Origin of the sequence: Tardiphaga sp. 862_B3_N4_1, from assembly GCF_051811085.1 — a bacterium.
In the GTDB taxonomy this organism is placed as follows: domain Bacteria; phylum Pseudomonadota; class Alphaproteobacteria; order Rhizobiales; family Xanthobacteraceae; genus Tardiphaga; species Tardiphaga robiniae.
Window position 1 is genome coordinate 730,642 of record NZ_JBPWQB010000001.1, and the last position, 25,767, is coordinate 756,408.

Consider the following 25,767-nt stretch of genomic DNA (forward strand, 5'->3'; position numbering starts at 1 on the left):
GTGAGGTGGAATCAGGCGACCTGGAGATTGGTGGCGACGCCGAGTTCGCGAAGCAGTTGATCGCGGGATGCAGCCGGCCCGCCATGAGTGTCGGCGCGGTGCTCGGACGCGATCACGCCGTTGCGCATCACCAGAATTCGATCGGCCAGAGCAATTGCTTCATCGACGTCATGTGTAACGAGAAGAACGCCAGGCTGGTGGCGGGCCACAAGCTCCTTGACCAGCACATGCATGCGAATTCGCGTCAGCGCGTCCAGTGCTGCGAAGGGTTCGTCGAGCAACAGCAGCCGGGGCTCCTGCACCAGCGCGCGGGCGAGGGCGACGCGCTGCGCCTGTCCGCCAGACAGATTGCGCGGCCAGTCGTCCAGTCGGTCGCCGAGCCCGACTTCGACCAGAGCAGCGGCGGCGCGCTTGCGCGGATCCGCGCCGGGAAGGCCGAGCGAGACATTCTGCCAGAGCGTATCCCACGGCAGCAGGCGATGTTCCTGAAACACCACGGCAGGTCGCCCGGGCGCATCGATATGTCCACCCTGGATCGGGTCGAGACCGGCGAGCGCGCGCAGCAACGTGGTCTTGCCGCAGCCGCTTTCACCGAGAAGGGCGACGAATTCACCGCGCCCGATGCGAAGATCCAGCCTGTCGATCACCACCCGCGGGCCATAGGCCCGCGTCAGGCCACTCACGGTTACGGCGTTTTCGCTTGATGTCACGGATGTCGGGCTCATGATCGTGCGCCCTTGCCGTAGTTCGGATGCCAGGCGAGCAATTTGCGTTCGAGCAGCCGGGCGATGGAGTCGGCGGCAACGCCGATCAGCGCGTAGATCACGATGGTCAGCACGATCACGTCGGTGCGCAGAAACTCGCGGGCGTCCATGGCGAGGAACCCGAGGCCTGATTGCGCACCGACGGTCTCGGCCACCACAAGCGCCAGCCATGCCGTTGCCAGCGAATAGCGGACACCGGTGAGGATCGACGGCAGCGCGCCGGGCAGGATGATGCGCCGGATCAATTGCAGCGTGGACAATCCTTGCACGCGGCCGAGCTCGATCAGCTTCGGATCGATCTGCCGAATGCCGAGGGTGGTGTTGATATAGATCGGAAAGGCGACGCCGAGCGAGACCAGAAAGATCTTCTGTCCTTCGCCGACGCCGAACCAGACGATGACGAGGGGCACGAGGGCGAGGAACGGGATCGCGCGGATCATCTGCACGCTGCGATCGATCAATGCTTCGGCGATGCGCGAGAAGCCCACCAGCGTGCCGAGAATGAAGCCGATGCTGCCGCCGATTGCAAAGCCCGCGGCCGCACGCAGCAGGCTGACGCCGAGATCGTTCAGCAGCGAGCCCGACAAAGTCAGCTTCCACGCCGTGCGTAGCACCTTTGAGGGGGCAGGAAGCACTTGCGGCGACAGCCAACCGGCCTGCGCCAATGCCTCCCAAACAACGATAAGAATAACGGGCGCGATCCAGGACAGGACGATCAGATTTGGCTTCAGGCCGGGTTTGGCAATGGCGGAAGCGTGGCGCGCGGGTGCCGGCGTTGCGGGCGCGCGATACTCCTGTTGAATGACGTAGTCGACGTTGCTCACCCTGCCATCCGTTGCTGCAGTTCTGAAATTCAGCGGCGATGATAGAGCAACGAAAAGCGCAGCGTCTTCAGTTTCTTCGGCGAAACCATTCTCCATGCGATATTAGATCAGTTTGATATCCGAGCGACGCGATTGAGAGGTGAACGATCTTTTGCAGTGCTTGTTTTTGGAAAATGAAGCTGCGTGTTGCCTTGAAATTTGATCGGCCCGAAGCGCAGTGGAATTTTCTTGTGGTGCTATGCGTCATGCGAAGAAGAAGTTTCTCGTTCGATCCGCGCTATTTTGCCGCCGATGTCATGAGTGCATGGCGGTGCTTGCATTGTTGTGTGCGGGTCGTCTTATAGCGAGAGCGACGTGAATATGAGGCAGACAATGAGCACGAATCCTCTTCGATTTGGCGTCTGGGCACCGGTGCATGGGCCACGGGCGGCGCATCAAGATCCCGAAGAGCCGTATGATGCATCGTGGGAGCGTAACAAGGCGCTGGTCCTGCAGGCCGAGGCACTGGGTTACGATTCGACTCTGATCGCGCAGCACACCATCAATCCGCATCAGGAAGATCTCGACCAACTCGAGACCTGGAGCTCGGCAGCGGCGCTGGCTGCGCTGACCAGCCGGATCGAGATCATTGCGGCGATCAAGCCCTATCTGTTCCATCCGGTCGTACTCGCCAAGATGGCACTGCAGATCGAGAATATCAGCCGCGGCCGCTTTGCGCTCAATCTGGTCAATGCCTGGAACAAGCCCGAGCTGGAGAAGGCCGGTATCGGCTTTGCCGAGCATGACGATCGTTACGCCTATGGCAAGGAATGGATCTCGATCGTTGCGCAGCTGACGAGCGGGGAGCGGCTGACGCACAAGGGCGAAAATTTCGACATCCGAGACTACGCGCTGCGGCCGAAGGACCTGTACCGCGCGCGGCCTGCGATCTATGTCGGCGGCGAGTCCGAGCCGGCGCGCGATCTGGTGGCAGCGCATGGCGATGTCTGGTTTATCAACGGCCAGCCGCTGGCCGATGTGGCAGCGCTGATCGCCAATGTCGCGGCACGACCGCGCGCCGGCGCACCGCTGCGTTTCGGCCTGTCGGCCTTCGTGATCGCGCGTGAGACTGACGCAGAAGCCGAACAGGCACATCAGCGTCTGCTGGCGCTCGCCGCGCAGGACGCGCCGATGAAGGCCATTCAGCGGGCCAATACCGATCCCAAGGTCGTGATGATGCAGACGATGCAGAAGTCACCGCGGGTCGGCACCAATGGCGGGACCGTTGCGGGTCTGGTAGGAAGCTACGATACGGTCGCTGCCCGTATCCGCGAGTTCCATGCCGCCGGCATCGAGTTATTCATGCTGCAATTCCAGCCATTGGAGAGCGAGATGCAGCGTTTTGCCGAGCAAGTCTTTCCACGGGTGAGGGGGAAGGCAGCTTTGCTGAAGACCTCGCGCGGTTGAGTTGACACCGCGAAGCGGTCTTGCCGGAAGGCGAGAGCCCCGCTTAGCCAAACCACCACACGAACAGGCTGAGGAACGTCGCGTGTCCCAGTACCAAAACGATCATCTTTCCGAGATACATGCCTTGGTCCCTTCTTCCGTCTACATGGCCGATGCGTTGTCTCTGACTGTATCGAGGCGGAGCGCCTGCAGGGCACGATCGAGTTGCTGGGCTGGCGTCGCTGTGGCTGCAGTATTCCGGGACGTGTCAGGCTTGGGCTGATGGGCAGCGTGATAGGTCTCGACGGCCGTCGCAAGCGCGAGAGCACCTGCGATGGCGACGGCGAGAAGTGGCGGATGTGGCATCAATTCGACTCCTGAAGACACTCATTAACGCTCCACGCAGCGCGCTTGGGAATTCCAAAGTTGGGCCGAACGGCTTCCAATCCTTCTTTCGGAGCGCCGGTCACGAGGCGTAAATGCTTGCAGATGCAAGCGATGTTCCGGGTGCGGAGAAGCACCGACGCCGAACGTTGTTCACGATGATCGTGATCACAACATTAAACATCTTCAATCGATACCGATGCTGAAATCACATCATCCGTTTTCACGCTGACGGGAAATGACGTTCTTATTTGAGACGCCCCATTGGCGCGGTGGGTCTCCGGGATCAGATTGAACCAAATGGGCCGCATGAAATGTGTGATGAGCCCATGTCAATCGGGAGAACCATCATGGGACTGCTCAACGAGAAGATCACGGCCGGTGCATTCGTCACCGCGGATCTGAACTACCTGGCACCGATCAATGGCCGCCCTCGTACCTACACATTCGATCCTCCGGCCGGCGAGCCGCGCTCCACTGCGGAGCCGGAGCCGCATGCGGTTGCGATCCATGATGCGCGACCGAGCATCGATCAGTGGTCGCTCGATGAACACGGCTTTGCGGTGGCGCACCAGCACAGCGCGGTGTCCGATTTCTACGACGACGAGAACGTCAAGGACGTCTACTATCCCGAAGCCGAGAAGCTGCTCAAAGACATCACCGGCGCGAGCCGTGTCTTCATCTTCGATCATACCGTGCGCAAGCGCGTCGATGGCGTCAATGACCGCGGCGAAGGCCCGCGCCAGCCTGTCGCCCGGGTGCATGTCGATCACACCGATAAATCGGGTCCGCAACGTGTCCGCGATCTGCTCCCGGAGGATGCGGAAGAATTGCTCAAGGGGCGCGTGCAGATCATCAATCTGTGGCGTCCGATCCGCGGCCCGTTGAAGGATTCGCCGCTGGCGGTCGCCGATGCGCGGACCGTTCGCTTTGACGAACTGGTCGGATCGGATCTGGTCTATCAGCACCGGGTCGGTGAAACCTACGCGGTGAAATTCAATCCGCAGCATCGCTGGTACTACGTGCCGGATATGACGCCTGACGAGATACTGCTGCTGAAGTGCTATGATTCGACCAAAGACGGCGTCGCACGTTTCGCTCCGCATACGGCCTTTGCCGATCCGACCGCGCCTGCGGATGCGCCGCCGCGCGAGAGCATCGAGCTGCGGGCGCTGGTGTTCCACGCGCCATAGGGCAGGTTAGCGCGACCGTGAATGCTCCCGTCGATCGCGACGGGAGCAGTCATCCATAGTGATATCACGCCGTGACGGCCGCTGCGGGGCGCTTTGCATAGCGGCTGGGCGGACGTTCGAGTCCGAAGTGATCGCGCAGCGTGGTCCCCTCGTAGTCGCGGCGGAAGATGCCGCGCTTCTGCAGCAGCGGGACGACCTCGTCGACGAACACGGCCAGACCGGTCGGCAAGACGTCAGGCATCAGGTTGAAGCCATCGGCGGCACCGGCCCTGAACCAGGCCTCGATATCGTCGGCGATCGCCTCGGGCGTTCCGACGATGATGCGATGGCCGACCCCGCCGCCCAGCGCCTTGAGCAGTTGCCGTACCGTCAGATTATCCTTGCGGGCCATGGCAACGGTGCCCTTGAACATCGTCTGATTGGCATTGGCGGGCAGTGGAATGTCCGGCAATGGCTTGTCGAGCTCGAGGATGTCGGGCGAGACATGCAGTGTTCCTGCGAGCCGCGACAGGCTGTACTGGATCGGCACCAGGTCCCACAACTCATCCTGCCGTCGCTGCGCTTCGGCCTCGGTGCTGCCGATGATGGTCGCGAGGCCCGGCAGGATCACGATGGAATCCGATGGGCGGCCATAGGCGACGGCCCGCGCCCGCAGATCACGCGCATAGGCGACGCCATCCTCGATCGATTGCGACAGCGTGAACACCGCATCGGCCTGCGCGGCGGCGAGATCGCGGCCGTCGCTCGAACCGCCGGCCTGCACGGTGATCGGCCGGCCCTGCGGCGAGCGCGGCACGGTCAACGCACCGGCCACGGTGTAATGTGTGCCGCGATGATCGATGGCGTGGACCTTCGACGTATCGACGAAGCGCGCCGTCGCCTTGTCGCCGACAAAGGCGTCGTCTTCCCAGCTGTCCCACAGCGCGTGCACGACTTCGGCGAATTCCTTCGCGCGTTCATAGCGCAAGCCGTGTTCGAGCACGTTTGAGAGGCCGAAATTGCGGCTCGCAGACGCGTCCGCCGTGGTCACCGCATTCCAGCCGACGCGTCCGCCGCTCGCATGGTCGAGCGTCGCGAAGCGCCGTGCGATGTTATATGGCTCGTTATAGGTCGTGGATGCGGTGGCGATCAGGCCGATATGCGTGGTCGCGGCAGCCACGCTAGCCAGAACGATGGTCGGCTCCATGGATTGAAATGGCCGCAAGTCGATGCGGTCGGTGATGGCCGGAGTGTCGGCGAGAAAGATCGCGTCGAATTTTCCGCGCTCGGCGATCTTCGCGACATTCACATAATGCTGCACATCGTAGAACGCGCCGGGATCGCTGTCCGGCAGCCGCCATGCCGATGCATAAACCCCGGAATGGAGCAGGTTCACGTTGAGATGCAGTTTGCGTTCACTCATGGAGCATTCCTGATGGGCGAGGCGGAGAGCGATCCAGTTGTCTTCGGGCTCGCACGTATGACATTCGCCCACTGATCGCATCGCATCGCGAATGATCTTTCAAACTTGGTGTAGCGACGGTGAGATCGCGTGAAGTGCATTGTCTTTGCGCGGATTGCAGATTTAGATCGCGCTACAAATTGCTACCGCGTTGCAGCGCTCAGATGAAGTGGCAACTCCATGCCATCGATCACTTCAGAAAATGCGAGACGTTGCTGCTGCGGTTGGTAGTGAAAAACACCAACGGACGGTCCCCAATGAGGAAGATTAGTATTTCGCCACGCACTGCGATCGTCATCGCGTCGGTCATGCTGGGCGGACAGCTTGCGCAGGCGCAGGAAGGCAAGCCGGTTTCCGGCGGCGCCATCACATGGGGCGTTGCGACCGAGCCGAGCTGCTTCGATCCGCATCGCGCCTCGCAGCAGGCTGCATTTTTCGTTGCGCGCAACTATATCGACTCGCTGGTTGGCAAGAAGACCGACGGCACCTTCGCGCCATGGCTGGCCACGGAGTGGTCGATCTCGCCGGACGGCAAGGAATATACGTACAAACTGCGCGAGGACGTCGTCTTCCACGACGGCGAGAAATTCGACGCCGCGGCGGTGAAGGCGAATTACGATTTCGTCAAGAAGCCGGAAAACGCCACCAATGCTGTCGCGCTGCTGCAATATTTCGATCGCGCCGAAGTGGTGTCGCCCTATGTCGTCAAACTCATCCTGACGCAACCGGATTCGACGTTCCTGGAGTCCACTTCCAACGTCAAGCTGGGCATCATCTCGCCAAAGGCCCTCGCCAAGGGCGATCTGTGCGGCGGCGGGCCGCTGCTGGCGGGCAGCGGGCCGTTCGTGTTCGAGCGCTACAGCCGCGGCCAGTCGGCGGTATTCGTGCGCAACAAGGATTACAAGTGGGGACCGGGTTATGCCGCGCATACCGGTCCGGCCTATCTCGATCGCGTGACGCTGCGGTTCCTGCCGGAGGCCGCGGTGCGGGCCGGCGCGCTGACGTCGGGGCAGGTCGATCTCATCGAAGGCGTGCAGCCGACCGATGTGGCGCTGTTCGCGGATCAGGCCGAGTTCAAATTGCTGACCGGCCCGTCCGGCGCCAGCACGTCGTTCACGTTCAACATCAACTACACCATTCCGCCTGCGGATGACGTGCGGGTCCGGCGCGCGCTGCGAGACGGCTTCGATCTCGAACCGCTGGTCAAACAAGTCTATCTCGGTACCGTGCCGCGAGCATGGTCGATCATCGGCCCGGCCAACCCGGCCTATAACAAGGCGCTGGTCGGTGCGTGGGGCAACAATATCGCGGGCGCCAACAAGCTGCTCGACGAAGCCGGCTGGACCGGCCGCGACGCCGAAGGCTTCCGCACCAAGAACGGCGTACGCCTGAAGATCGACGTCGGCTATCCGCAGCCTTACGTCCGCGATAACCGCGAAGTGCTGATCCAGGGTATCCAGGCCGCGCTGCGCAAGAATATCGGCTTCGATCTCAACCTGCGCATCATCACCGCCGGCGAATATGCCAAGAACAACGCCAACGGCAACTGGACGATCTATCCGAACACCGACAATCCGTCGGATCCGGCGCGGGAGTTGTGGGACATGCTCGGCTCCAAAGGCTTTCTGTATTCCAACATCGCCAATCCGGATCCTCAGATCACGGGTCTGATCGATGAAGCGCTGCGTTCGACCGATGTAACGAAGAAGCGTGCTCTCACCGATGAAATCCAGAAGCTCGGCGTCGATCAGGCCTTCATCGTGCCGATGTTCGCTCCGAGCTGGTTTCTGGCGGCGAAGAACAACGTCAACGGGCTGAGCTTCGAGGCGGGTCTAGACTCGCCGTCGAGCGCCTATGACTTCTGGCTGGCGAAGTAGACGAGATCATGTGGTCTCGTATCATTTCCAGATTGCTCACAAGTCTCGTGGTGGCCTGGGCAAGTGTGACGGCGGCATTCTTGGCGCTGCACGCCTTGCCGGGGCGCATCCAGGATATCCTGGCGGGCGATCTGGAATATCCAGGGCTGCGCGAGGCGATTGCGGCGGAGTGGGGGCTCGATCGCAGTCTGCCCGCGCAGTACCTGGATTTTCTTCTGCGCATCCTGCAGGGCGATTTCGGCACGTCCTATGTGCTGCGTCAGCCCGTCACCGAGGTGGTGGGATCACAACTGATGCCGACGGTGCAGCTTGCGCTGCTCGGCGGGCTTCTGGCCATCGCGATCGCAGTCGGGCTCGCGCTGCTGACGGCAGGGCGTGGGCGCATCTCGCGCCAGATCGCATCCTTTCTGGAACTGGTATTCGCATCGACGCCGGTGTTCTGGCTCGGCATTCTGCTGCTGATGGCGTTCTCGTTCACGCTGCGCTGGTTTCCGGTATCCGGCGCTAGCGGCTGGAAATCGATTGTGCTGCCGTCGCTGACACTGGCATTGCCGACGGCCGGCCTCCTCGCGCAGGTGCTGCGTGAGGCGATGGAGAAGACGCTCGATCAGCCCTTCGTCACCACGGTGCGTTCGCGCGGCGTCGGCGAGCTCGTGATCCGCGCGCGCCATGTGCTCCGGCATGCCTTGCTGCCGGCGGTGACGCTCGGCGGCTGGCTGATCGGCGGACTGCTCGGCGGCGCTGTGATCACGGAGAAAGTCTTCGGGCGTCCGGGGCTCGGCACCGTGACGCTCGGCGCGGTGCTGACCCATGACGTGCCGGTGGTGCTGGCCGTGGTGCTGCTGGCGGCTTTCATCCATGTCGCCGCGTCGACCTTGCTCGACATCCTGTATTTGCTGATCGATCCGAGACTGAGGGCGCAATGAACGTGCAAACCCGTCCGCTCGCGGACCTGTCCATCGCGCTCGACCCGCAGGTTAACCCGCCCGGTGCGGTGGAACCGGTGACGACGGCCGCCGTGATCGCACCGCGATTGCTGTCGCCGGGCCTTGCGATCTCGCTGGCGTTCCTGTTCGTGCTGCTTCTGGCCGCGGCATTCCCACACGCCTTCACCCAGTTCGATCCGCTGATCGGCGATTACGCGCTGGGGCTGAAGCCGCCGAGCTGGGAGCATCTGTTCGGCACCGACCGGCTTGGCCGCGACGTGTTCGCGCGGACCATCCACGGCACGCGCTATTCGCTCCTGATCGGGCTCGGCGGCATGGCGATCAGCCTGGCCTTCGGCATCGTGCTTGGCATTCTCGCCGGACAGCGCAACCGGTTCCTCGACGAGGCGACGTCGCGCGTGTTCGACGTGCTGTCGTCATTCCCCGGCGTGCTGCTGGCGATGCTGGTGGTCACGTTTCTCGGGCAGGGTATGCTCAACATCGCCATTGCGGTCGGCATCGCCGGCATCCCGAAATTCGGTCGCGTCATTCGTGCCCAAACGCAGCTGGTGCGCGATGCCGATTACGTGACACATGCGGTCGTCTACGGCCTCAGCCGCTGGCAGATATTCGTCCGCCATGTGCTGCCGAATGTCTTGGTCGCGGTGCCGGTGATCGCGACGGTCTATATCGGCAATACGATCCTCGCGGTGTCGGGCCTCAGCTTTCTGGGGCTCGGCCCGCAACCTCCGACGCCGGAATGGGGCGTGATGCTGGCGGAGAGCCGCGATGTGCTGCGCGTGGCGTGGTGGCCCGGCGTATTTCCCGGCCTCGCGATTACGCTGACGGTGATCGCCTTCACGCTGGTCGGCAATGCCATCCAGAAACGGTTCGAAGGACGGCTGGCATGACGGACAAACCATATCTGGTCATCCCGCAACCCGACGACTTGCTGATCGATATTGAGGGACTCTCGATTGGCTTTTCCGGCGCCAATGGCGGCGCACCGATCGTCCGGAACTTCGACCTGACGATCCGCCGCGGCGAATGCGTGGCTTTGGTCGGCGAGTCCGGATCGGGCAAGAGCATTACGGCACGCAGCCTGCTCAACCTGTCCGGCGATGGGGCCGAGGTCGACGCTGATCGATTCCAGATCAAGGGCCGCAATGCGTTGCAGTTTCGCGAAACCGACTGGCGCAAGCTGCGCGGCACGGTCACGGGCCTGGTCATGCAGGACGCGCTGGTGTCGCTGGATCCGCTGCGCACCATCGGTCAGGAAGTCGGCGAGGTGCTCTCCGCGCATCGGACATTACGTGGGCGACACACTGTCGCCGCACGTGTCACCGACGTTCTCCGCAAGGTCGGCATTCCCGATCCCGAACATCGGGCTACGCAATATGCGCATCAGCTCTCCGGCGGTTTGCGCCAGCGCGCGCTGATTGCGTCGGCCATTGCGGCCGACCCGGATCTCGTCATCGCAGACGAACCAACCACATCGCTGGATGTCACCGTCCAGGCGCAGGTACTGGCCGTATTGGCCGAGCGCGTGCGGGAAGGCTCCGGGCTGTTGCTGATCAGCCACGATCTCGCTGTCGTGGCTGGAATCGCCGATCGGGTGATCGTGATGCGCGACGGCCGCATTGTGGACAGCGGAGCTACAGCGGATGTCTTGCGCCGTCCGCGCCATCCCTATACGCGCCAGCTTCTTGCTGCGATCCCATCCGCTGATTCAAAAGGACATCTGCTCGCCTCCGCCCGGTTTGACGTCGCCGGCGCCGAAGGCGGCAGCACCAACGGGTCTATCATCGTCCGCGAGCCGCTTCCGGCCCGCAAGCCATCGGATGACGCCGTGGTGCTGCAGGTGGACGGCATATCGAAGCGATACGTATCGCGGCAGACGTCTGGCCGCGAGCCGCCGCTTCCGGCGCTGGATCGGGTCAGTTTTGCTGTGAAGGCCGGCGAGGTTGTCGGCATCGTCGGCGAATCCGGATCTGGCAAGTCGACCTGCGCCAAGATCGTGCTCGGATTGCTCGCGCCGGATGAGGGCGAGGTGCGCCTGCTCGGGCAGCGCTGGTCCGGGGTGGCGGAGGCCGAGCGGCGCGCGCTGCGCGCAAGGCTGCAATATATCCCGCAGGATGCCCTCAGCAGTTTCGATCCGCGCTACCGGGTCGCTGATGTGATTGCCGAAAACCTGACCGGCGATGCGCGCGCAAAGCGCGACCGCATCGTCGCGCTGCTCGAGCAGGTCGGGCTGAACGCCGGTCATCTCGGTCGTTATCCGCGGTCGCTGTCGGGCGGCCAGCGGCAGCGTGTCTCCATTGCACGTGCACTGGCAGCGGAGCCGGACGTCATCGTTTGCGACGAGCCGGTGTCGGCGCTGGATGTTTCGATCCAGGCGCAGGTGCTGGACCTGCTGAGCGAACTGCAGGCGCGCCTCGGCACCGCGCTGCTTTTCATCTCGCATGATCTCGGCGTGGTCCAGCATATCGCCGATCGTGTGCTGGTGTTTCACCGCGGGCGGATCGTCGAAGCCGGACCGGTCGATCAGGTCTTTTCCAACCCAGCCGATGACTATACCAGGGCCTTGTTGTCATCGATCCCCGCGATCGAGAGTGCCTTCGTGCGTTCGTCTGCCAATGCGGCGATAGCTGGCCCTTCGACGGCACGATCGGTTTGACGGAACGACAAGACGGCTTGAAATACTCTACGACGCCGGCACCCGTTTGCCGGTCGTGCGGTTTCGGAATGGCCGTGGCGGGTGCCGTGCCGTCTCGGCTTTCGCTGCCAGCGTATCGACCAGGTGGTGCGCGGCCGGCCACGCGCCATAACCCGACGCGATATTGATGTGGCCGGCATCGCCCATGTTGACGAAGTCCGAGCCCCAGCTCTCGGCCAGCATGCGCGCCCGTTGCAGCGACATGAAGGGATCGTTGCTGCTGGCGACGACGATGCTCGGAAACGGCAGGGATGTCGTCGGCATCGGTGCAAAGTTGCGCAGTTGCGGGAATGCGTCGGTGTTCGTTTCCACATCGGCCGGTGCGACCAGAAGTGCGCCGCCGATTTTGATGTCCGGCACCCGCAGCGCTGCATGGGCAATGAGGATACAGCCGAGGCTGTGGGCGACTGCGATCGCGCCGGGATTGGCATCTGTGCTCGACAGAAGTCGCTCCACCCAGCGATCGAGCACAGGTGCGTCCCAGTCGTCCTGCTCGACGCGGCGCGCAAACGGCGTATGGCTCTGCAACAGGGTCTGCCAGTGGCCGTCCGGCGAGCCGTGAAGGCCCGGAATGATCAGAGCGCCCCGCATGCGTCGATCCCTCTGCTGTTTGGTGCCAGCCCGAGCGCAAGGCCGATGTCGCGTCGTTCGGCTGTTACTCCGCGGCGATAGCGGATGGCAGCGCGGGGCGGAACGAGGAGGCTGGATGCGGCGCCTGCAGCCGTGCGTGACCGGCACCGAACAGTTTTTCGCGAAGCGTGCCGGGCGCATAAGCACTCTTGTAGATGCCGCGCCGGGTCAGTTCCGGCACCAGCAGATCGACGATGTCCTCGAAGCTGCCCGGCGAGATCGCGAAGGCGAGGTTCAAACCATCGACGTCGGTCTGCGCGACCCAGTCCTCGATGGCGTCAGCCACCTGTTCGGGCGTTCCGACCACGATTGGCCCGATGCCGCCGATGCCGACATGCTCGGCCACCTCGCGCACCGTCCAGGTGCGATCGGGATCGGCGCGGGTGATATTGTCCATCGCCGTGCGGCCGGCCTCGTTGTGGACGTGCTCCACCTTCTGGTCGAGCTCATAGGTCGAGAAATCGACGCCGGTCCAGCCGGACATCAGCGTCAGGGCGCCCTCATGGTTGATGTAGCGACGATACTCCGTATGCTTCGCGGCGGCTTCCTCCTCGGTGCGGCCGAGGATCACCGTCATCATGCTGAACATCAGGATTTCCGACGGGTCGCGCCCGGTCTCTGCCGTAAGCGCGCGGATCGCAGCGACGCGCGGTGCGATCACCTTTGCGGACGGACCGGACATGAACACGCATTCGGCATGTTGTGCGGCGAACAGTTTTCCGCGCAGCGACGTTCCGGCCTGATACAGCACCGGCGTTCGTTGCGGTGACGGTTCGGAGAGATGGATGGCGTCGAGCGTGTAGTTCTCGCCATAATGCTGGACGCGGTGAACACGCGACGGCTCGGTGAAGATGCCGCGCGCCTTGTCGCGCTGCACGGCGTCGTCTTCCCAGCTGCCTTCCCACAGTTTGTAGACGACCTCCATATATTCTTCGGCGACGTTGTATCGGTCGTCATGGGCATTCTGGCTGGCCTTGCCCATGCCCTTGGCGGCGCTGTCGAGATAGCCGGTAACGATGTTCCAGCCGATGCGGCCATCGGTGAGGTGATCGAGGGTCGACATCCGGCGGGCGAATGGATAGGGCGGCTCGTAGGACAGCGTACAGGTCACGCCGAATCCGAGATTATCGGTGACGGCAGCCATCGCCGACACCAGCAGCAGCGGGTCGTTGACCGGCACCTGCGCGGCATTGCGCAATGCCGCGTCCGGATTGCCGCCGAACACGTCGTAGACGCCGAGCACATCTGCAAGGAAGAGGCCGTCGAAACGACCGCGTTCCAGAGTTTTGGCCAGATCGAGCCAGTAGGGCAGGCGATTATAGTCGCTGGAGCGATCGTCGGGATGCGTCCACAGGCCGGGCGACTGGTGCGCCACGCAGTTCATGGCGAACGCGTTGAGGCGAATCTGCTTGGTCATGTGGTGTCCTCCAGATGCCGCGGCGTCATTGCGCCGCTGGGATCAAGGCTGGTGGCGCATCAAACTTTTGCGGTCGCCCGGCGGTGATCTGCGAGTGGCTCTCCGAACGGGCCGGTATTGGCGCGGAACTGCCGGACATTGCTGGTTTGTTGCAGCGACAGCAGCGGGAATACCAGTTCGGCAAACCGATAGGCCTCTTCGAGATGCGGATAGCCGGACAGGATGAACGTATCGATGCCCAGGTCCTGATATTCGCGGATGCGTGCGGCGACGGTGGCGGGATCGCCGACCAGCGCCGTGCCGGCGCCGCCGCGCACCAGGCCAACGCCGGCCCACAGATTCGGGCTGACCTCGAGCCGGTCGCGCCGGCCGCCGTGCAATTGCGACATGCGCTGCTGGCCGACGGAATCCATTCGCCCGAGAATTTGCTGCGCGGATGCGATCGTGTCGTCGGTGAGGTGTTCGATCAGTTCGTCGGCGGCCTTCCATGCCGCCTCGTTGGTATGGCGGACGATGACATGCAGCCTAATGCCGAACGTGATCTTGCGGCCGCGCTGCTCGGCGATCCCGCGCACGCGTGCAATCTTCTCCGCCACCTGCGCCGGCGGCTCGCCCCAGGTCAGGTATTTGTCGACGGTATCGACGGCGACATCGATGCCGGCATCCGACGAGCCGCCAAAATAGAATGGAGGATGGGGCGTCTGGATCGGTGGATAGAGGATGCGGCCGTCTTCGACCGTGATGTGCTTGCCCGCGACAGTGACGGCTTCGCCGGCGAGCTCCCGCGCGTAAACATTCAGAAACTCACGGGTGACCTCATAGCGTTCGTCGTGATCGAGGAAGACGCCATCGCCCTTGTTCTCGACGGCATCGCCGCCCGTCACGATGTTGATGAGCAATCGTCCGTTGGTCAGACGATCCAGCGTGGCAGTCATGCGCGCTGCTACTGTGGGCGACTGCAGTCCGGGTCGCACGGCGACGAGATAGCGCAATCGCTCCGTCCACGGCGCGATGGCCGATGCGATGACCCAGGAGTCTTCGCAATTGCGCCCGGTCGGGAGCAGGGCCCCGTAATAGCCAAGCTTGTCCGCAGCACGCGCAATCTGCCGCAGATAGTCGAAGTCGACCTCGCGCGCACCGGCCGTGGTTCCGAGATAGTGGCCGTCGCCGCTGGTCGGCAGGAACCAGAGGATCTTGAGAGCGTCGTCGACTGCGGTCATGGTGCGGGTGTCCCGGCGGCGTCGGCTACGGCAATGGCTTTCGGGATCAGTCCGAGCGCGAGAAACGTATCGGCCAGTTGCTGCTGCTCGGTGATGACCTTGCGATCAATCGGCTTGATCCCGTAGGCCTGCCGCTTGAGCGCGACCTCCAGTACAGGAACCGGCAGGCCGACCGACGGGCTCAACTGCTCGGCCACGGCCTTGATGTCTGTCTTGGCCCAGTCGTCGACTTCCCGCAGGCCTTCGAGAATCGCATCGACCACCTTGGGATCGGATTCCAGGAATTTCTGCGATGACAGATAGAACTGGTAATTCGACACGGTATCGGTGCCGTCGGCGAGAACCGTCGCCTCGATAGCGGCTTCAGCGGCTGCCTGGAACGGATCCCAGATCACCCAGGCATCCACGGCTCCGCGCTCGAACGCCGCGCGCGCGTCAGCCGGCGCCAGGAACACCGGGGTGATGTCGGAATATTTGACATTGGCTTTCTCCAGCGCCTTGACGAGGAGATAGTGAACGTTGGAGCCCTTGTTGAGCGCGACCTTTTTCCCCTTCAGCTCGGCGACCGATTTGATCGGACTACCTTTCGGCACCAGGATCGCTTCGCCCTTGGGCGCTGGCGGCTCGTAGGCGACATAGCGGATCGGTGCGCCAGCGGCCTGCGCGAAGATCGGCGGCGCCTCGCCTGTGTTGCCGAAATCGAGCGCACCGACATTGATCGCTTCCAGCAGCGCGGGGCCTGCCGAAAACTCCGTCCATTTGATGTTCCAGCCAAGTGCCTTCAGGCGTGGCTCAAGGCTGCCTTTGCTCTTCAGCAGAACCAGCTTGCCGTATTTCTGGAAGCCAATCCGGACGGTCTTCTCCTGCGCGTGTGCTGATCCGGAACCGATCAACGTTGGAGCGGAGACGACAGCCACGCCGAGACCCATGGCGATGGCGGCTTTCAAGATCATTCGTCTGGCATGCATTGTCGTTGTCCTGCATTGGGGCGTGAAAGGCGCCATCACTGATGACGCATTAGAGTCCCAAGCAGGCGATCTGGGGAATTCCAAAAACCAGGACGATCATGGGTTGATCGCTCTGCACAATGCCGCCATTCGGAGAACGTTGTGCTTCCGGTATTGCCGCCGCAGATTGCTCGCTCAGGCCTGCTCCTGGCCCCAGCGCTGCACCGTGATCCGCGTCAATGTGCGAAAGATGACCCCTTCGACGACGAGGCCGATCAGGATGACCGTGAGCAGTCCCGCGAACACGCTGGCCGTCTCCAACTGTGCACGGCTGGTGTAGATGAACCAGCCGAGGCCGCCGGAACGGGCACTGACGCCGAATACGAGTTCGGCAGCGATCAGCGTTCGCCATGCGAAGGCCCAGCCGATCCGCAGGCCCGACAGGATCTGCGGAAATGCCGCAGGCACCAGGATCTCCACGACAAAGCGGCCGCCGGACAGGCCGAGATTGCGGCCAGCCATCCGCAGCGTCGGCGGCACGGCGAGGAAGCCGCCATAGCAGGCCAGCGCCACCGGCCACAGTACCGAATGGACGATGACGAAGATCAGGCTCGGCGTGCCGATGCCGAACCACAGCAGCGCGACCGGCAGCAGCGCGATGGCGGGAAGCGGATTGAACATGGATGTCAGCAGCCCGAGCGCTTCGTTGCCCCAGCGTGACAGCGCGGCGAGGGTCGTGAGCGCCGCGGCGACGGCGACACCCAGTACATAGCCGGTGATCAGGACGCGCAGCGACGTCAGGGTGCGGTCCGGCAGTTCACCGGAAACGATAGCCGCCCACAGCGCCGACAACGTCGCGCCCATGGTCGGCAGCAGCAGCGCGTTGTCGAGCCAGCGCGCATAAAGCTCCCAGATCAGCGCAAAGCCCGCGAGGATCACGGCGCGGCGCCACGGCGTACCATCGAACGCGCGCCGCAAAGCGGGCGCGCGCACCAGTTTCGGCGCAGCAATATCAGACATGTTCGGTTTCCGGATCGGCGAACACGCTCTGCTGGATCTGTCGTTCCAGCTCGGCGAAGCGCGCGGTGCCGCGGATGCGGGTGTCGGGCGGCACGTCGAATGTCGCGGCCAGCCGGCCGGGATGCGGCGTCAGTGCGAGGATGCGGGTGCCGACGCGGATTGCCTCGTCGATGCCGTGGGTGACGAATAGCGCCGTGCTCCCGGTCTCCTCGCACAGCTTGAGCAGTTCGTCCTGCATCTGTCGACGCGTCAGCGCATCCAGTGCAGCGAACGGCTCGTCCATCAAGAGCAATGCAGGCTCGAGCGCGAAGGCACGGGCGATGGCGACGCGCTGCTTCATGCCGCCTGACAGCGTATGCGGATAGGCATCGACGAAATTCTTCAGCCCAACCCGTCCGAGCCAATGACGCGCGACATCCTCGGCCTGCCGGCGCGGCAGCGACTTGCCGCGCTCTAGCGCGTAGCGGACATTGCCCAGCACCGTGCGCCACGGCAGCAGCTGGTCGAACTCCTGAAACACCGTCATGCGGTCAGGGCCGGGGCTGCCGATGCGCCGGCGGTGCAGGCGGATCTCGCCGGCGCTGGGCTTCAAAAAACCGCCGACGGTACGCAGCAGCGTGGACTTGCCGCAGCCGGACGGGCCGAGCAGCACCAGCCGCTCGCCGGCCGACAGTGTGAAGCTGACATCCTCGACGGCGGTGAGGATGCCGTCGCGGGTGGGATAGCTGATACTGACATGATCCAGCGCCAGCAGCGGCGCCGTTACGGCGTCACCGATGAAGTCAGCCGATCGCGGCGCGACGTTCACGTCAGCTTCCCGGCTTTTCGCCCAGGCCGGACCAGAACAGATCCCGCCACGACGCCGGTGCCTGCTTGATGAGGCCGACCTTGGCTTCGAAGTCGGCGAATTTCTGCACACCTTCGGGAATCGTGGTGAAGTTGATGTTCTTGTCGCGGATGATGCTCTCGACGAAATCAGGCGTAAGCTTCGAGTTTTCCGCCTTGATGTAAAGCGCAGTGGCTTCCTTCGGATTGGCCTTGATCCAGTCATTGGCGCGGTCGAGGCCGCGCACGAAGGCCTGGATCGTCTTCGGATTGTCGTTCACGAATTTGGTGGTTGCATAAACCACGTTGAATGTATGCGGGCCGCCGAGCACATCGTAGCTGTTCAGCACCTGGTGCACTTTTCCGCTGGCGAGTTGCTGTTGCGAGAACGGCGGCGAGGTGAAGTGTGCCGTGATCTCGGAGCGACCCGACAGGATCTGCGCCGTTGCGTCCGGATGCGGCATGCTGACGGTGAGTTCGTCGAGCTTGTCGTATTTGCCGAACGCCTTGTCGGCGGCCATCTGCAGCACGATCGGCTGGAAGCCGACCTTGACTGACGGCAGCGCGATGCGGTCCTTCTCGGTGAAGTCGGCGAGTGTCTTGATGTTCGGGTTGTTGGTGGTCAGGATATTGGCCATCGATCCCAAGGCGGCGACGCCGATGATCTTGGCGGTGGTCCGCGTCTTGTCCCAGGTCAGGATCATCGGCGTGATGCCAGCGGTGGCGAAATCCAGCCCGCCGGAAATCAGAGCTTCATTCATCGATGCGGCGCCCGAGAGTCGCAGCCATTCGATCTTCGGCGGTGTGATGCCAAGCGCCTTGGCCTCGTCCTCGATCAAGCCTCGTTCGCTCGCGACGATGAGCGGGAGATAGGCGATCCCGAACTGCTGCGCGATGCGGAGCTGGGCCGTCTCGGCGCGAACGCCTTGCATAGTCGCCGCGACAAAGCCCAATGCGAGCGCGCCAACGTGCAGAAATTTTGCTGTCTTCATGGTGTGTTTCTTCAATACCGGCTTGTGCGAGCCAAGTGTCGCGGTTTCAACAATTCGCAATTACACTTCAGGAAATCAGCAAAATGGTCCAGCGTGCAGATGCGATGGCACCATGTTCGGAAGAAGCCTGCTGGCACGACGGTGAATGTAGGAGAGTTTTTCTCGGAATTGCTTGTTCGAGAGAACGTCGTTGACCTGTCGGCCAGCCGTTTCAGGGCAGGGTTGCTGATTGGGGGCTGTCCCAAGCGAGACGTCTGGCAATTTCGGCACCCGCGCGCTGCCTCCGGATGCCGATCGACCTCCTGACGCCATCGCTGAATGGTCGCAGCACTCAATCAAACAGCGACGGCTTTCGCCGCGCGCGTCATTGCTATTCCGACTTCCAGTCGCGCTTGATCTTCTTGGCGAGCGACCATTTGTGGACTTCGGTCGGGCCGTCATAGATGCGGAACGCGCGGATCTCGCGGAAGGCCTGTTCGACGATGGTTTCGCCGGAAACGCCGGTGCCGCCCATCACCTGCACGCAACGGTCGGCGATCCGCATCAGCGCTTCCGACACGGCCACCTTGGCCATCGAGCTTTCGGCCGTGCCGAGCGAGCCGGTGTCGAGCACGTCGGCGCACCAGTCGATCATCAGTTCCGACTGTTTGATGTCGATCAGGTTTTCCGCCAGCATGAAGCCGACGCCTTCATGATCGATCAGGGCCTTTCCGAATGCATGGCGACGACAGGCATAGTCGGTCGCGATCTCGTTGGCGCGGATCGCAAGACCCAGCCAACGCATGCAATGCGACAGGCGCGCCGGGCTGAGGCGGATCTGCGCGTATTTGAAACCGTCGCCTGAGGCGCCAAGCATCTGGTCGGCGGGGACACGCAGGTTATCGATCTCGATCTCCGCATGGCCGCCGGGCATCGAGTTGTCGATCGTATCCAGCACGCGCAGGGTGCGGATCGCAGGATCGGGCAGATCGACAAGGAACATGCAGGCGCCGTCCTCGGACTTCGCCATGACGATCCCGACCTTGGCGCCTTCCGCACCGGTGATGAACTTCTTCCGCCCGTTGATCACCCAGTGATTGCCATCGAGCCTGCAGGTGGTCTGCATCATCGACGGATCGGAGCCTGCGCCGCCTTCGTTTGCCGGCTCGGTCATGAAGAATGCCGAACGCGCTTTCCCCGACACCAGCGGTTCGAGAAACCGCGTCTTCTGTTCGGCGGTACCGACCTTGCCGAGCAGGTACATATTGCCCTCATCGGGCGCCATCGTGTTGCAGGCAAGCGGACCCAGCGGCGAAAGACCGGACTTGATCAGGGCCTTTGCCGTTTCGCGCTGCGTCAGATGCGACCCATCCGCAAGAATATGCGGGGTCAAAACGCCAGCCTTGCGGGCCTTGTCGCGCAGCTCTTGCACCAGTTCGTCGCTCGGGCCGTGAGCACCTGTCCGCGGATCTTTCTCATAGGGGATGACTTCGGCGCGGATGAAGGTCTCGATCCTGGCGGCAATGGCGTCGGCGCGATCAGTCATGGATGCAGATACTCCGGTCGATCCTTGGGCGAAGCCCTGGGGCGGGATTGAGGCAGGCGGGGCCGATCACGGTACGGGTGGTGGCCGGCGACGAGGTGAGGGATAGCATTTACACGACCAGTATGCCTGATCGTATCGAACTCGGCTACGAGGCATCGATCGCCCTGAAGAGTGTCGTGGCGTCACTGACCCTCGCAGGGGCGTGCTGATCGGCTGGTCTTGATCGGTGGAAACCGCTATTTCGGCGCCGGCTCGGTGGCATCGAGATTGATGCTCGGGAAACGCCGTCTCAGGTCCCGCTTCAGCGATCTGAAATGCTCGATATTGTTTTCGAGCGTCCGCAGCCGTGCTTCGCCGATGCGGATCTCGTCGTCCGATTTCTGCAGGAGTTCCGCCCGTGGGTCCGACTGGCTGTTAACGTCCTCGATCTCGTTACCGCCGACAATTGCGGCGATGGAGATGACGTCTTCCAGCCGACGCTTCAGGCCGTCATGCTCGTATTCTGCGCTGCGCAGGCCGGAGTCGATGGTCGCCGCAATGGCAAGAACCAGCCGTTCATCGGTGATGCGATCGCGTTCCGGCGAGCGTGTCCGGAATGTCTCGGACGAGGAGCGAAAGATGCGCTTCAGCATGGCGGCATTTCCCTCTGGCTCAGGTGAGACCCTTGATCTTCTTACACGATGTTGCGGAACCTGACGACATCTGCACAATGCCCGATGTCGATTTCGTTAGCACGAGCTCCTTGGCGGAGATGAAGCGTAGCGTGGCTCTGGGGTTGGCGTCGCAGAATCGCGACAGCGTCGCCGCGGTGGCGGCCACCGTGTCCTGTTTCGGAATCACCGCGATGGCCCCATCCTTCAGGATGTAGGCATCTTTGACGTTCGGCATCGTCGCCGTCGCGGTGCAAACCTTGAACAGGCCTTCATAGGCCTGTGGCGGCATGGTGAGATCGCCTGCAAGGCCGCCGAGCAAATACTCCCGGCTCTTGTTGCAGTTGTCGGCCTGCGCGGCGCCTGCGGTGAGCACGAGCAATGTGACGATGGCAGCGAGCTGTTTCATGCCGATGCCCTCAGCTCCGATCCGGTCTGCAAGGCATCCTCCGACGGTGATGGCCGTTTCAAACCATAGGTTTCTGCGGCGCAGCGTTCCCACGACAGATCACGCGCATGTGCGGCGGCGCCAGCGCCGAGGCGCGCCCGCAGCTCATCGTCCTCGGCCAATTGCCGGATCACATGGGCGATCATGTCGACGCGGGGGGCGACCAGAAGGCCAGACTGGCCGGCGAGCACCGCATCGGGCACACCTCCGATATTGCTTGCGACGCTCGGCAGGCCCGTGGCACCGGCCTCAAGATAGACGAGACCGAAGCCTTCGACGCGGCCGGACGAATCCGGCACACCGGTCAGACAAAAGAAGTCTGCCGCACCGTAGATATCGCGAATTTCTTCATTCGATAGCGCGCCGAGTAGCCTGATGTCGCAGTCCGACGCAGCGATCATGCCGCGAAGCTCATCGACATAGTCAGCTTCTCCTTGCGGACCGATGACCAGCCAGGTGACGCGCTGACGTAATTCGTCAGGAAGCTGCGCGAGGGCGGCGAGCGTGAGATGATGTCCCTTGCGCCGCGTGAGCCGCGCCACAGTGACCATGACGATCCGGTCTGGCGCAATGTCATAGATCGCGCGTGTGGCAGCGCGGTCGCTGCGCCGGCCGGACCAGAAATCGGAGACGCCAAGGCGAATGGCATGAATGCGGCGTTCGTCGATCGTGAATCTTTTGCGAAACAGCTCGCGTGTGAAGTTGCTATTGGCAGCGATCTCGGTGCGTGGCCCGAACACGCCACTGAACCGGATCGCCAGCCGCTTCAGTGGCGTCTGCGTCTCATTGATCTCTGTACCGTGCACAGTCATCAGCATCCGCGCCGGCGTGCGGCCGCGCGCGAGTGCGACCGGAATGAAGAATGGCCAGTCGGCGGCATGCACCACATCGAACGGAGCCGTACCAATGCGGCTGCGCGCCAGCATGATCTTGGCGGGCAGATCGCGCGCCGAATGCAATCCGCCGCTGAAGCGGTGGATTGCGAAGGGCATGGCGCGATCGTCGGCTGACATATCCTGTGCGTAATCGGGAGCGACCAGCGTCACCCGTGCGCCGAGCTGCGTTGCGGCCAATGCGATCTCGTGGGCGTAGGTGCCTATCCCGCCGCGTGCGGGAGCATATTCGCTCGATAACAACAGGATATTCACAAATAACCTCAGTGTGCCGCGGAGGGCGTCATCGTCATGTTGCGCGCATTCTGGATGTCCTGGTGATAGGTAAAGACGCGCGCCAGCTGTGTTGCTGGTGTGAAATTATCGATCGCGCTGGCAACCTGCACCGGGTTGATTTCGCCTGTGCCGATCGCATCGCGGGTATCGAGGAAACGTTGGGCCAGGTTCTCGATCATCTCGTCGCGGGATGAGCTGCGGGAAATGAGATAGCCGCTCTCGCCATCATGAATTACTGACTCCAGTTGCGGCAGGTGCACGGCGACGACCGGGCGGCCGACCGCAAGCGTCTCGAGCACGCAGCGCGGCATGCCCTCGAACTCGGACGTCAGGATGCCTGCATGGGCATTGGCCAATGTTGCGGCCATGCCGACAGCGTCCTTGAAGCCGTGCCGGATCGTGATGTCTTCGATCGCGGCGAATTCGGCAAAGCGATGCGGATCGCTGGTCCCGATATAATGGAATTCGAGATGGCCATGCAGCCGCTCGCGCAGGCGGGCGATGGTGCTGAACATCAACGGCGGATCCTTGAACTCGTCAAGGCGTCCCGCGAAGATGATTCGGAACGGCTCGGTCATCGCCGGAAATGGTTGTGGCTTGAAGATGTCGGTGTTGACCCAGGTCCACAGCGTATCGATCTTGCCGCTCTGGCCGGGATAGGTCTTTTGCAGCCGTTCGGTGATGAACGGATTCACGCACAGAAATTTTGCGCTGGTCGTGACCGCGAAACGCTCGCCGATATTGTGCACGAACGAATACTTCTTGAGGAGCGAATCCATCTGCAGCTTCGGCGCGCCCTCGCCATGCAGCATCTGGATGAAGGGGCGGCGCAGCAGCGTCGGCAGCCAGGAAAATTCGACGCGGCGCAGATCAACCGTGCAGCCGCGCTCGCGGATCAAGCGCGACACCGGTCCGAAATAGCGCAGTAACGCCATGAAGAATTGGCCGGTGAGTGATGAGCGGATGGTGCGCGCGGCCTCTCGAGCCTGCTGGTCGGAATAGTGCAGGATCGGGAGAAAGTCGAAGTCGCGCCCGCGGAAAGTCAGCCGTCGCACTTCGCCGAGCTTGAGGTCGCCGATCGAATCCACGCCAACGAACAGGATGTCCGTGTCCGTGGGATGGAAGGTGATGAAGTCGCGGATATAGGTCTCCAGCCCACCCACCTTTTGGCCGCGCGGATCGAAGGGGTGGATGAGGCAGATCTGGTAGCGTTGCTTGGCCGGCGCGGCGTTCCGGGCGCGAAGACCCAGAGTGAGTGTCGAGGTCATGCGGCTTTCCTCATGCGAGCGTTCAGGATTTGTGGAAGCGTACTGGCGATCAAACGTGGCACGGCGGCAGCGCAGCGTGCGTAACGGGGCGCAAGGCGGCGCGGATCCCGCAACATGCGCCAGGCCCATTCGAGGCCGGCACGTTGGGTGAACATCGGTGCGCGAACCTGTGTACCTGCGATGAAGTCCAGCGCCGCGCCGAAACACAGGCAGCCCGTCCCGTCCAACTCATCGATACAGCGCGACGCAAACACTTCCTGTCGTGGCGCGCCCAGCGCGAGGAAGCAGAGCTTTGCACCGGATGCGCGGATCTGTGCAATCGCTGTATCGGCTTCCGCTGAATAGGCCTCGAAGTTGCGACCAGGCGCGAAGGTGCCGACGATCTGCAAGCCCTGATATCGTTTGCGCAATTCTGCTGCAGTCTTGTCCAGCGTTGGCCTGTCGGAACCGAACAGAAAGATGGGAAGCCCCTTCTTGCCTGCAGCTTCGCACAAGGGAGCGGCAAGATCAGCACCGGTTGTTCGTGAAATAGGTTTGCCGAGCAGATGACTGAGAACGACGATCGGAAAGCCATCCGCAGTCACGAAGCGTGCGCGCCGGTAGGCCGCGCGAAAGTCGGGCTTTTGTTGCAGATGTACGACATGATCGAGATTGAGCGTGCATACACTGAAGTTATCGCCGCGTTCGGCCGCTTCTACGATCGATAAAACGGCTTCATCGAGCGATGAAACGTTCACGGTGACTCCGTCAACGGTGAGATTTTTGGCGTGTGGCGCCTGCGTCTTCGACATGTCGGTCCCCTGATGACGATGTAGCCGAGGTACGCTTGAACGAAGTGCACACCTGCTTGCTGCCGATGCAGCAAAGAAAAGTGAGTCGAAAATCATCTCCCCGACGTCATGGACATCAAAACGAACTATTGCGACGCAACGATGGCGATGCTGTCGCGCAATATGGAAAAGATAGCAGTCACGATTTTGAATCGATGGAGAGTGGATATGTTCGAATGTTCAAGGAGAAAGTCGCTCGCAGTCATCGCCGGCGCGACAGTCGCTATGCAACAACATGCACTCGGCGCGACTCAAATGCAGAGCCTTGGTACAATTGCGGCAAAAAATGGTTTGATGTTTGGCGCGGCTGCGGGGCCGGTGATCGACAAGGATGTCGGATATCGTGAGCTTTACACAACACAGACGAAAATTATAACGACGGACATCGCTCTGAAAATGGGCACGCTTGCGCCGATGGCGGGTCCGAAGCGATTCGAGAGCGCCGATCGATTGCTACAATTTTGTGCGAGCAATCGCATTCCCATGCGCGGTCATTGTCTGATCTGGAACGAATGGGTTCCGCAATGGATCAAGTCCATGAGCAATTCCGAGCGACAGGCCTTCTTCGATAGTTATATCGATGAAGTCGCCGGGCGCTATGCCGGCCAATTGCAGTCATGGGACGTCGTGAATGAGCCGTTCTGGCCCGGTCACAAGGCACCCGGCGGCTATCGCCTTGGCCCATGGTACGATGCCTTTGGCACTGATTATATCAGGCGCGCCTTCGCGCGGGCCGGTGCTGTGGATAAGAAGACTAAACTTGTGCTCAATGAGGCACAGGCGGAACGCGATGATGATGTCGGTCTCGCGGTGCGCGCGGGATTGTTGCGTCTGGTCGACGAGTTGCAGCATGCCGGCGTCCGGCTCGATGTGGTCGGCCTGCAGGGCCACTTGCAGCCGCGCTATCCGCATGATCCCCAGCGGTTTCTCGAATTCGTCCACGCGCTCGCCGAACGCAAGGTCGACATCTACATCACCGAATTCGATGTCCGCGACGACACGTTCCCTGATGATGTAGCCACGCGCGACAAGATGATTGCGGAGACCGGCGGGAAATTCCTCGAGACGGTGCTGCAGGTCCCGGCGGTCAAGGCCGTGATCGCGTGGCAGCTGTCCGATCACTATTCATTCTATACGGACGCCGCGAGAAAGAAGAATCCTCTCGCAGAACGACTGCCACGGCCGCTGCCGTTCGATGAGAACATGCAGAAAAAGCCGCTGTGGTACGCAATGGCCCGTGCGCTGGAGACCGCCAAACGGTCGTGACGATTTCACG

24 protein-coding genes are annotated in these 25,767 nt (G+C 62.3%); 7 read left to right on the plus strand and 17 right to left on the minus strand.

Translation table 11 applies throughout. From position 1 onward, the window contains the following. Positions 1-11: 11 nt before the first annotated feature. Together AB8B02_RS03450 and AB8B02_RS03455 are read right to left on the minus strand one after the other, a co-directional pair. Positions 12-725, minus strand: coding sequence for an ABC transporter ATP-binding protein (locus AB8B02_RS03450; RefSeq protein ID WP_439063117.1), 714 nt, complete (start codon positions 723-725; stop codon positions 12-14). Beyond that, positions 722-1,588: an ABC transporter permease subunit gene (locus AB8B02_RS03455; protein WP_439063118.1), complete on the minus strand. Its 867-nt coding sequence runs from the start codon at positions 1,586-1,588 to the stop codon at positions 722-724. Before AB8B02_RS03455 ends, AB8B02_RS03450 begins: the two co-directional genes overlap by 4 nt. Before the next feature lie 372 nt (positions 1,589-1,960). Here AB8B02_RS03455 and AB8B02_RS03460 point away from each other — a divergent pair, with 372 nt between their 5' ends. Continuing rightward, positions 1,961-3,034 (plus strand): LLM class flavin-dependent oxidoreductase, encoded by a 1,074-nt coding sequence (locus AB8B02_RS03460; protein WP_439063119.1) that lies wholly within the window; start codon positions 1,961-1,963, stop codon positions 3,032-3,034. 141 nt (positions 3,035-3,175) lie between these two features. Here the strand turns inward: AB8B02_RS03460 and AB8B02_RS03465 are convergent, their stop codons facing one another. Further along, entirely contained in the window at positions 3,176-3,379 is a 204-nt protein-coding gene (locus AB8B02_RS03465) for a hypothetical protein (RefSeq protein WP_439063120.1), read from the minus strand. 368 nt (positions 3,380-3,747) lie between these two features. Between AB8B02_RS03465 and AB8B02_RS03470 the strand changes: the two genes are divergently transcribed. Continuing rightward, positions 3,748-4,590, plus strand: coding sequence for a CmcJ/NvfI family oxidoreductase (locus AB8B02_RS03470; protein ID WP_439063121.1), 843 nt, complete (start codon positions 3,748-3,750; stop codon positions 4,588-4,590). Between the two features lie 64 nt (positions 4,591-4,654). Here AB8B02_RS03470 and AB8B02_RS03475 read toward each other — a convergent pair whose 3' ends face one another. Next, on the minus strand, positions 4,655-5,992 hold the full coding sequence (locus AB8B02_RS03475) for an LLM class flavin-dependent oxidoreductase (RefSeq protein ID WP_089268109.1): 1,338 nt from the start codon (positions 5,990-5,992) through the stop codon (positions 4,655-4,657). A 296-nt stretch (positions 5,993-6,288) separates the two neighbouring features. Between AB8B02_RS03475 and AB8B02_RS03480 the strand changes: the two genes are divergently transcribed. Genes AB8B02_RS03480 through AB8B02_RS03495 form a run of 4 tightly spaced genes read left to right on the plus strand, consistent with a single transcriptional unit; the run spans position 6,289 to position 11,511 of the window. Further along, a complete protein-coding gene (locus AB8B02_RS03480; RefSeq protein WP_439063122.1) occupies positions 6,289-7,908 on the plus strand; it encodes an ABC transporter substrate-binding protein in 1,620 nt (539 codons plus the stop codon). An 8-nt stretch (positions 7,909-7,916) separates the two neighbouring features. Further along, positions 7,917-8,834, plus strand: coding sequence for an ABC transporter permease (locus tag AB8B02_RS03485; RefSeq protein WP_439063123.1), 918 nt, complete (start codon positions 7,917-7,919; stop codon positions 8,832-8,834). Further along, entirely contained in the window at positions 8,831-9,745 is a 915-nt protein-coding gene (locus AB8B02_RS03490) for an ABC transporter permease (protein WP_439063124.1), read from the plus strand. The genes AB8B02_RS03485 and AB8B02_RS03490 overlap by 4 nt, the downstream gene beginning before the upstream one ends. Then, entirely contained in the window at positions 9,742-11,511 is a 1,770-nt protein-coding gene (locus AB8B02_RS03495; RefSeq protein WP_439063125.1) for a dipeptide ABC transporter ATP-binding protein, read from the plus strand. The genes AB8B02_RS03490 and AB8B02_RS03495 overlap by 4 nt, the downstream gene beginning before the upstream one ends. A gap of 27 nt (positions 11,512-11,538) precedes the next feature. Here the strand turns inward: AB8B02_RS03495 and AB8B02_RS03500 are convergent, their stop codons facing one another. The 13 genes from AB8B02_RS03500 to AB8B02_RS03560 all read right to left on the minus strand — a co-directional run bounded on the left by AB8B02_RS03500 (position 11,539) and on the right by AB8B02_RS03560 (position 24,548). Beyond that, the gene (locus tag AB8B02_RS03500; RefSeq protein WP_439063126.1) at positions 11,539-12,141 is read right to left on the minus strand and encodes an RBBP9/YdeN family alpha/beta hydrolase; all 603 of its coding nucleotides are present in this window, start codon (positions 12,139-12,141) and stop codon (positions 11,539-11,541) included. A 64-nt stretch (positions 12,142-12,205) separates the two neighbouring features. After that, positions 12,206-13,597 (minus strand): LLM class flavin-dependent oxidoreductase, encoded by a 1,392-nt coding sequence (locus AB8B02_RS03505; RefSeq protein WP_184514253.1) that lies wholly within the window; start codon positions 13,595-13,597, stop codon positions 12,206-12,208. Between the two features lie 59 nt (positions 13,598-13,656). Beyond that, complete coding sequence (gene ssuD, locus AB8B02_RS03510; protein WP_175366905.1) at positions 13,657-14,817, minus strand: FMNH2-dependent alkanesulfonate monooxygenase; 1,161 nt, start codon at positions 14,815-14,817, stop codon at positions 13,657-13,659. Next, the gene (locus AB8B02_RS03515) at positions 14,814-15,746 is read right to left on the minus strand and encodes a sulfonate ABC transporter substrate-binding protein (RefSeq protein WP_439064577.1); all 933 of its coding nucleotides are present in this window, start codon (positions 15,744-15,746) and stop codon (positions 14,814-14,816) included. The genes ssuD and AB8B02_RS03515 overlap by 4 nt, the downstream gene beginning before the upstream one ends. A gap of 213 nt (positions 15,747-15,959) precedes the next feature. Then, the gene (locus AB8B02_RS03520) at positions 15,960-16,784 is read right to left on the minus strand and encodes an ABC transporter permease (RefSeq protein WP_439063127.1); all 825 of its coding nucleotides are present in this window, start codon (positions 16,782-16,784) and stop codon (positions 15,960-15,962) included. Further along, a complete protein-coding gene (locus AB8B02_RS03525; protein WP_439063128.1) occupies positions 16,777-17,592 on the minus strand; it encodes an ABC transporter ATP-binding protein in 816 nt (271 codons plus the stop codon). The genes AB8B02_RS03520 and AB8B02_RS03525 overlap by 8 nt, the downstream gene beginning before the upstream one ends. 1 nt (position 17,593) lies before the next feature. Next, positions 17,594-18,601: an ABC transporter substrate-binding protein gene (locus tag AB8B02_RS03530; protein WP_244628426.1), complete on the minus strand. Its 1,008-nt coding sequence runs from the start codon at positions 18,599-18,601 to the stop codon at positions 17,594-17,596. Positions 18,602-18,971: 370 nt separating this feature from the next. Further along, positions 18,972-20,126, minus strand: a complete 1,155-nt coding sequence (locus tag AB8B02_RS03535; protein WP_439057511.1) for an acyl-CoA dehydrogenase family protein — start codon at positions 20,124-20,126, stop codon at positions 18,972-18,974. A 236-nt stretch (positions 20,127-20,362) separates the two neighbouring features. Beyond that, positions 20,363-20,758: a hypothetical protein gene (locus AB8B02_RS03540; protein ID WP_439063129.1), complete on the minus strand. Its 396-nt coding sequence runs from the start codon at positions 20,756-20,758 to the stop codon at positions 20,363-20,365. Positions 20,759-20,777: 19 nt separating this feature from the next. Beyond that, positions 20,778-21,185 (minus strand): hypothetical protein, encoded by a 408-nt coding sequence (locus tag AB8B02_RS03545; protein WP_176454758.1) that lies wholly within the window; start codon positions 21,183-21,185, stop codon positions 20,778-20,780. Next, positions 21,182-22,372, minus strand: a complete 1,191-nt coding sequence (locus AB8B02_RS03550; protein ID WP_439063130.1) for a glycosyltransferase family 4 protein — start codon at positions 22,370-22,372, stop codon at positions 21,182-21,184. Before AB8B02_RS03550 ends, AB8B02_RS03545 begins: the two co-directional genes overlap by 4 nt. A gap of 8 nt (positions 22,373-22,380) precedes the next feature. Beyond that, positions 22,381-23,661, minus strand: a complete 1,281-nt coding sequence (locus AB8B02_RS03555) for a glycosyltransferase (protein ID WP_439063131.1) — start codon at positions 23,659-23,661, stop codon at positions 22,381-22,383. After that, positions 23,658-24,548: a WecB/TagA/CpsF family glycosyltransferase gene (locus tag AB8B02_RS03560; RefSeq protein WP_439057515.1), complete on the minus strand. Its 891-nt coding sequence runs from the start codon at positions 24,546-24,548 to the stop codon at positions 23,658-23,660. The genes AB8B02_RS03555 and AB8B02_RS03560 overlap by 4 nt, the downstream gene beginning before the upstream one ends. A 198-nt stretch (positions 24,549-24,746) precedes the next feature. Here AB8B02_RS03560 and AB8B02_RS03565 point away from each other — a divergent pair, with 198 nt between their 5' ends. Then, complete coding sequence (locus AB8B02_RS03565) at positions 24,747-25,757, plus strand: endo-1,4-beta-xylanase (protein WP_439064578.1); 1,011 nt, start codon at positions 24,747-24,749, stop codon at positions 25,755-25,757. The last annotated feature ends 10 nt before the right edge of the window (positions 25,758-25,767 follow it).

What these genes read in the sequence shown, in the direction of transcription:
- AB8B02_RS03450 (WP_439063117.1), bottom strand. Translation starts at nt 725, where the DNA reads ATGAGCCCGACATCCGTGACATCAAGCGAAAACGCCGTAACCGTGAGT.
- AB8B02_RS03460 (WP_439063119.1), top strand. Translation starts at nt 1,961, where the DNA reads ATGAGCACGAATCCTCTTCGATTTGGCGTCTGGGCACCGGTGCATGGG.
- AB8B02_RS03465 (WP_439063120.1), bottom strand. Translation starts at nt 3,379, where the DNA reads ATGCCACATCCGCCACTTCTCGCCGTCGCCATCGCAGGTGCTCTCGCG.
- AB8B02_RS03470 (WP_439063121.1), top strand. Translation starts at nt 3,748, where the DNA reads ATGGGACTGCTCAACGAGAAGATCACGGCCGGTGCATTCGTCACCGCG.
- AB8B02_RS03475 (WP_089268109.1), bottom strand. Translation starts at nt 5,992, where the DNA reads ATGAGTGAACGCAAACTGCATCTCAACGTGAACCTGCTCCATTCCGGG.
- AB8B02_RS03480 (WP_439063122.1), top strand. Translation starts at nt 6,289, where the DNA reads ATGAGGAAGATTAGTATTTCGCCACGCACTGCGATCGTCATCGCGTCG.
- AB8B02_RS03485 (WP_439063123.1), top strand. Translation starts at nt 7,917, where the DNA reads ATGTGGTCTCGTATCATTTCCAGATTGCTCACAAGTCTCGTGGTGGCC.
- AB8B02_RS03490 (WP_439063124.1), top strand. Translation starts at nt 8,831, where the DNA reads ATGAACGTGCAAACCCGTCCGCTCGCGGACCTGTCCATCGCGCTCGAC.
- AB8B02_RS03495 (WP_439063125.1), top strand. Translation starts at nt 9,742, where the DNA reads ATGACGGACAAACCATATCTGGTCATCCCGCAACCCGACGACTTGCTG.
- AB8B02_RS03500 (WP_439063126.1), bottom strand. Translation starts at nt 12,141, where the DNA reads ATGCGGGGCGCTCTGATCATTCCGGGCCTTCACGGCTCGCCGGACGGC.
- AB8B02_RS03505 (WP_184514253.1), bottom strand. Translation starts at nt 13,597, where the DNA reads ATGACCAAGCAGATTCGCCTCAACGCGTTCGCCATGAACTGCGTGGCG.
- ssuD (WP_175366905.1), bottom strand. Translation starts at nt 14,817, where the DNA reads ATGACCGCAGTCGACGACGCTCTCAAGATCCTCTGGTTCCTGCCGACC.
- AB8B02_RS03515 (WP_439064577.1), bottom strand. Translation starts at nt 15,746, where the DNA reads ATGGGTCTCGGCGTGGCTGTCGTCTCCGCTCCAACGTTGATCGGTTCC.
- AB8B02_RS03520 (WP_439063127.1), bottom strand. Translation starts at nt 16,784, where the DNA reads ATGTCTGATATTGCTGCGCCGAAACTGGTGCGCGCGCCCGCTTTGCGG.
- AB8B02_RS03530 (WP_244628426.1), bottom strand. Translation starts at nt 18,601, where the DNA reads ATGAAGACAGCAAAATTTCTGCACGTTGGCGCGCTCGCATTGGGCTTT.
- AB8B02_RS03535 (WP_439057511.1), bottom strand. Translation starts at nt 20,126, where the DNA reads ATGACTGATCGCGCCGACGCCATTGCCGCCAGGATCGAGACCTTCATC.
- AB8B02_RS03540 (WP_439063129.1), bottom strand. Translation starts at nt 20,758, where the DNA reads ATGCTGAAGCGCATCTTTCGCTCCTCGTCCGAGACATTCCGGACACGC.
- AB8B02_RS03545 (WP_176454758.1), bottom strand. Translation starts at nt 21,185, where the DNA reads ATGAAACAGCTCGCTGCCATCGTCACATTGCTCGTGCTCACCGCAGGC.
- AB8B02_RS03555 (WP_439063131.1), bottom strand. Translation starts at nt 23,661, where the DNA reads ATGACCTCGACACTCACTCTGGGTCTTCGCGCCCGGAACGCCGCGCCG.
- AB8B02_RS03560 (WP_439057515.1), bottom strand. Translation starts at nt 24,548, where the DNA reads ATGATTTTCGACTCACTTTTCTTTGCTGCATCGGCAGCAAGCAGGTGT.
- AB8B02_RS03565 (WP_439064578.1), top strand. Translation starts at nt 24,747, where the DNA reads ATGCAGAGCCTTGGTACAATTGCGGCAAAAAATGGTTTGATGTTTGGC.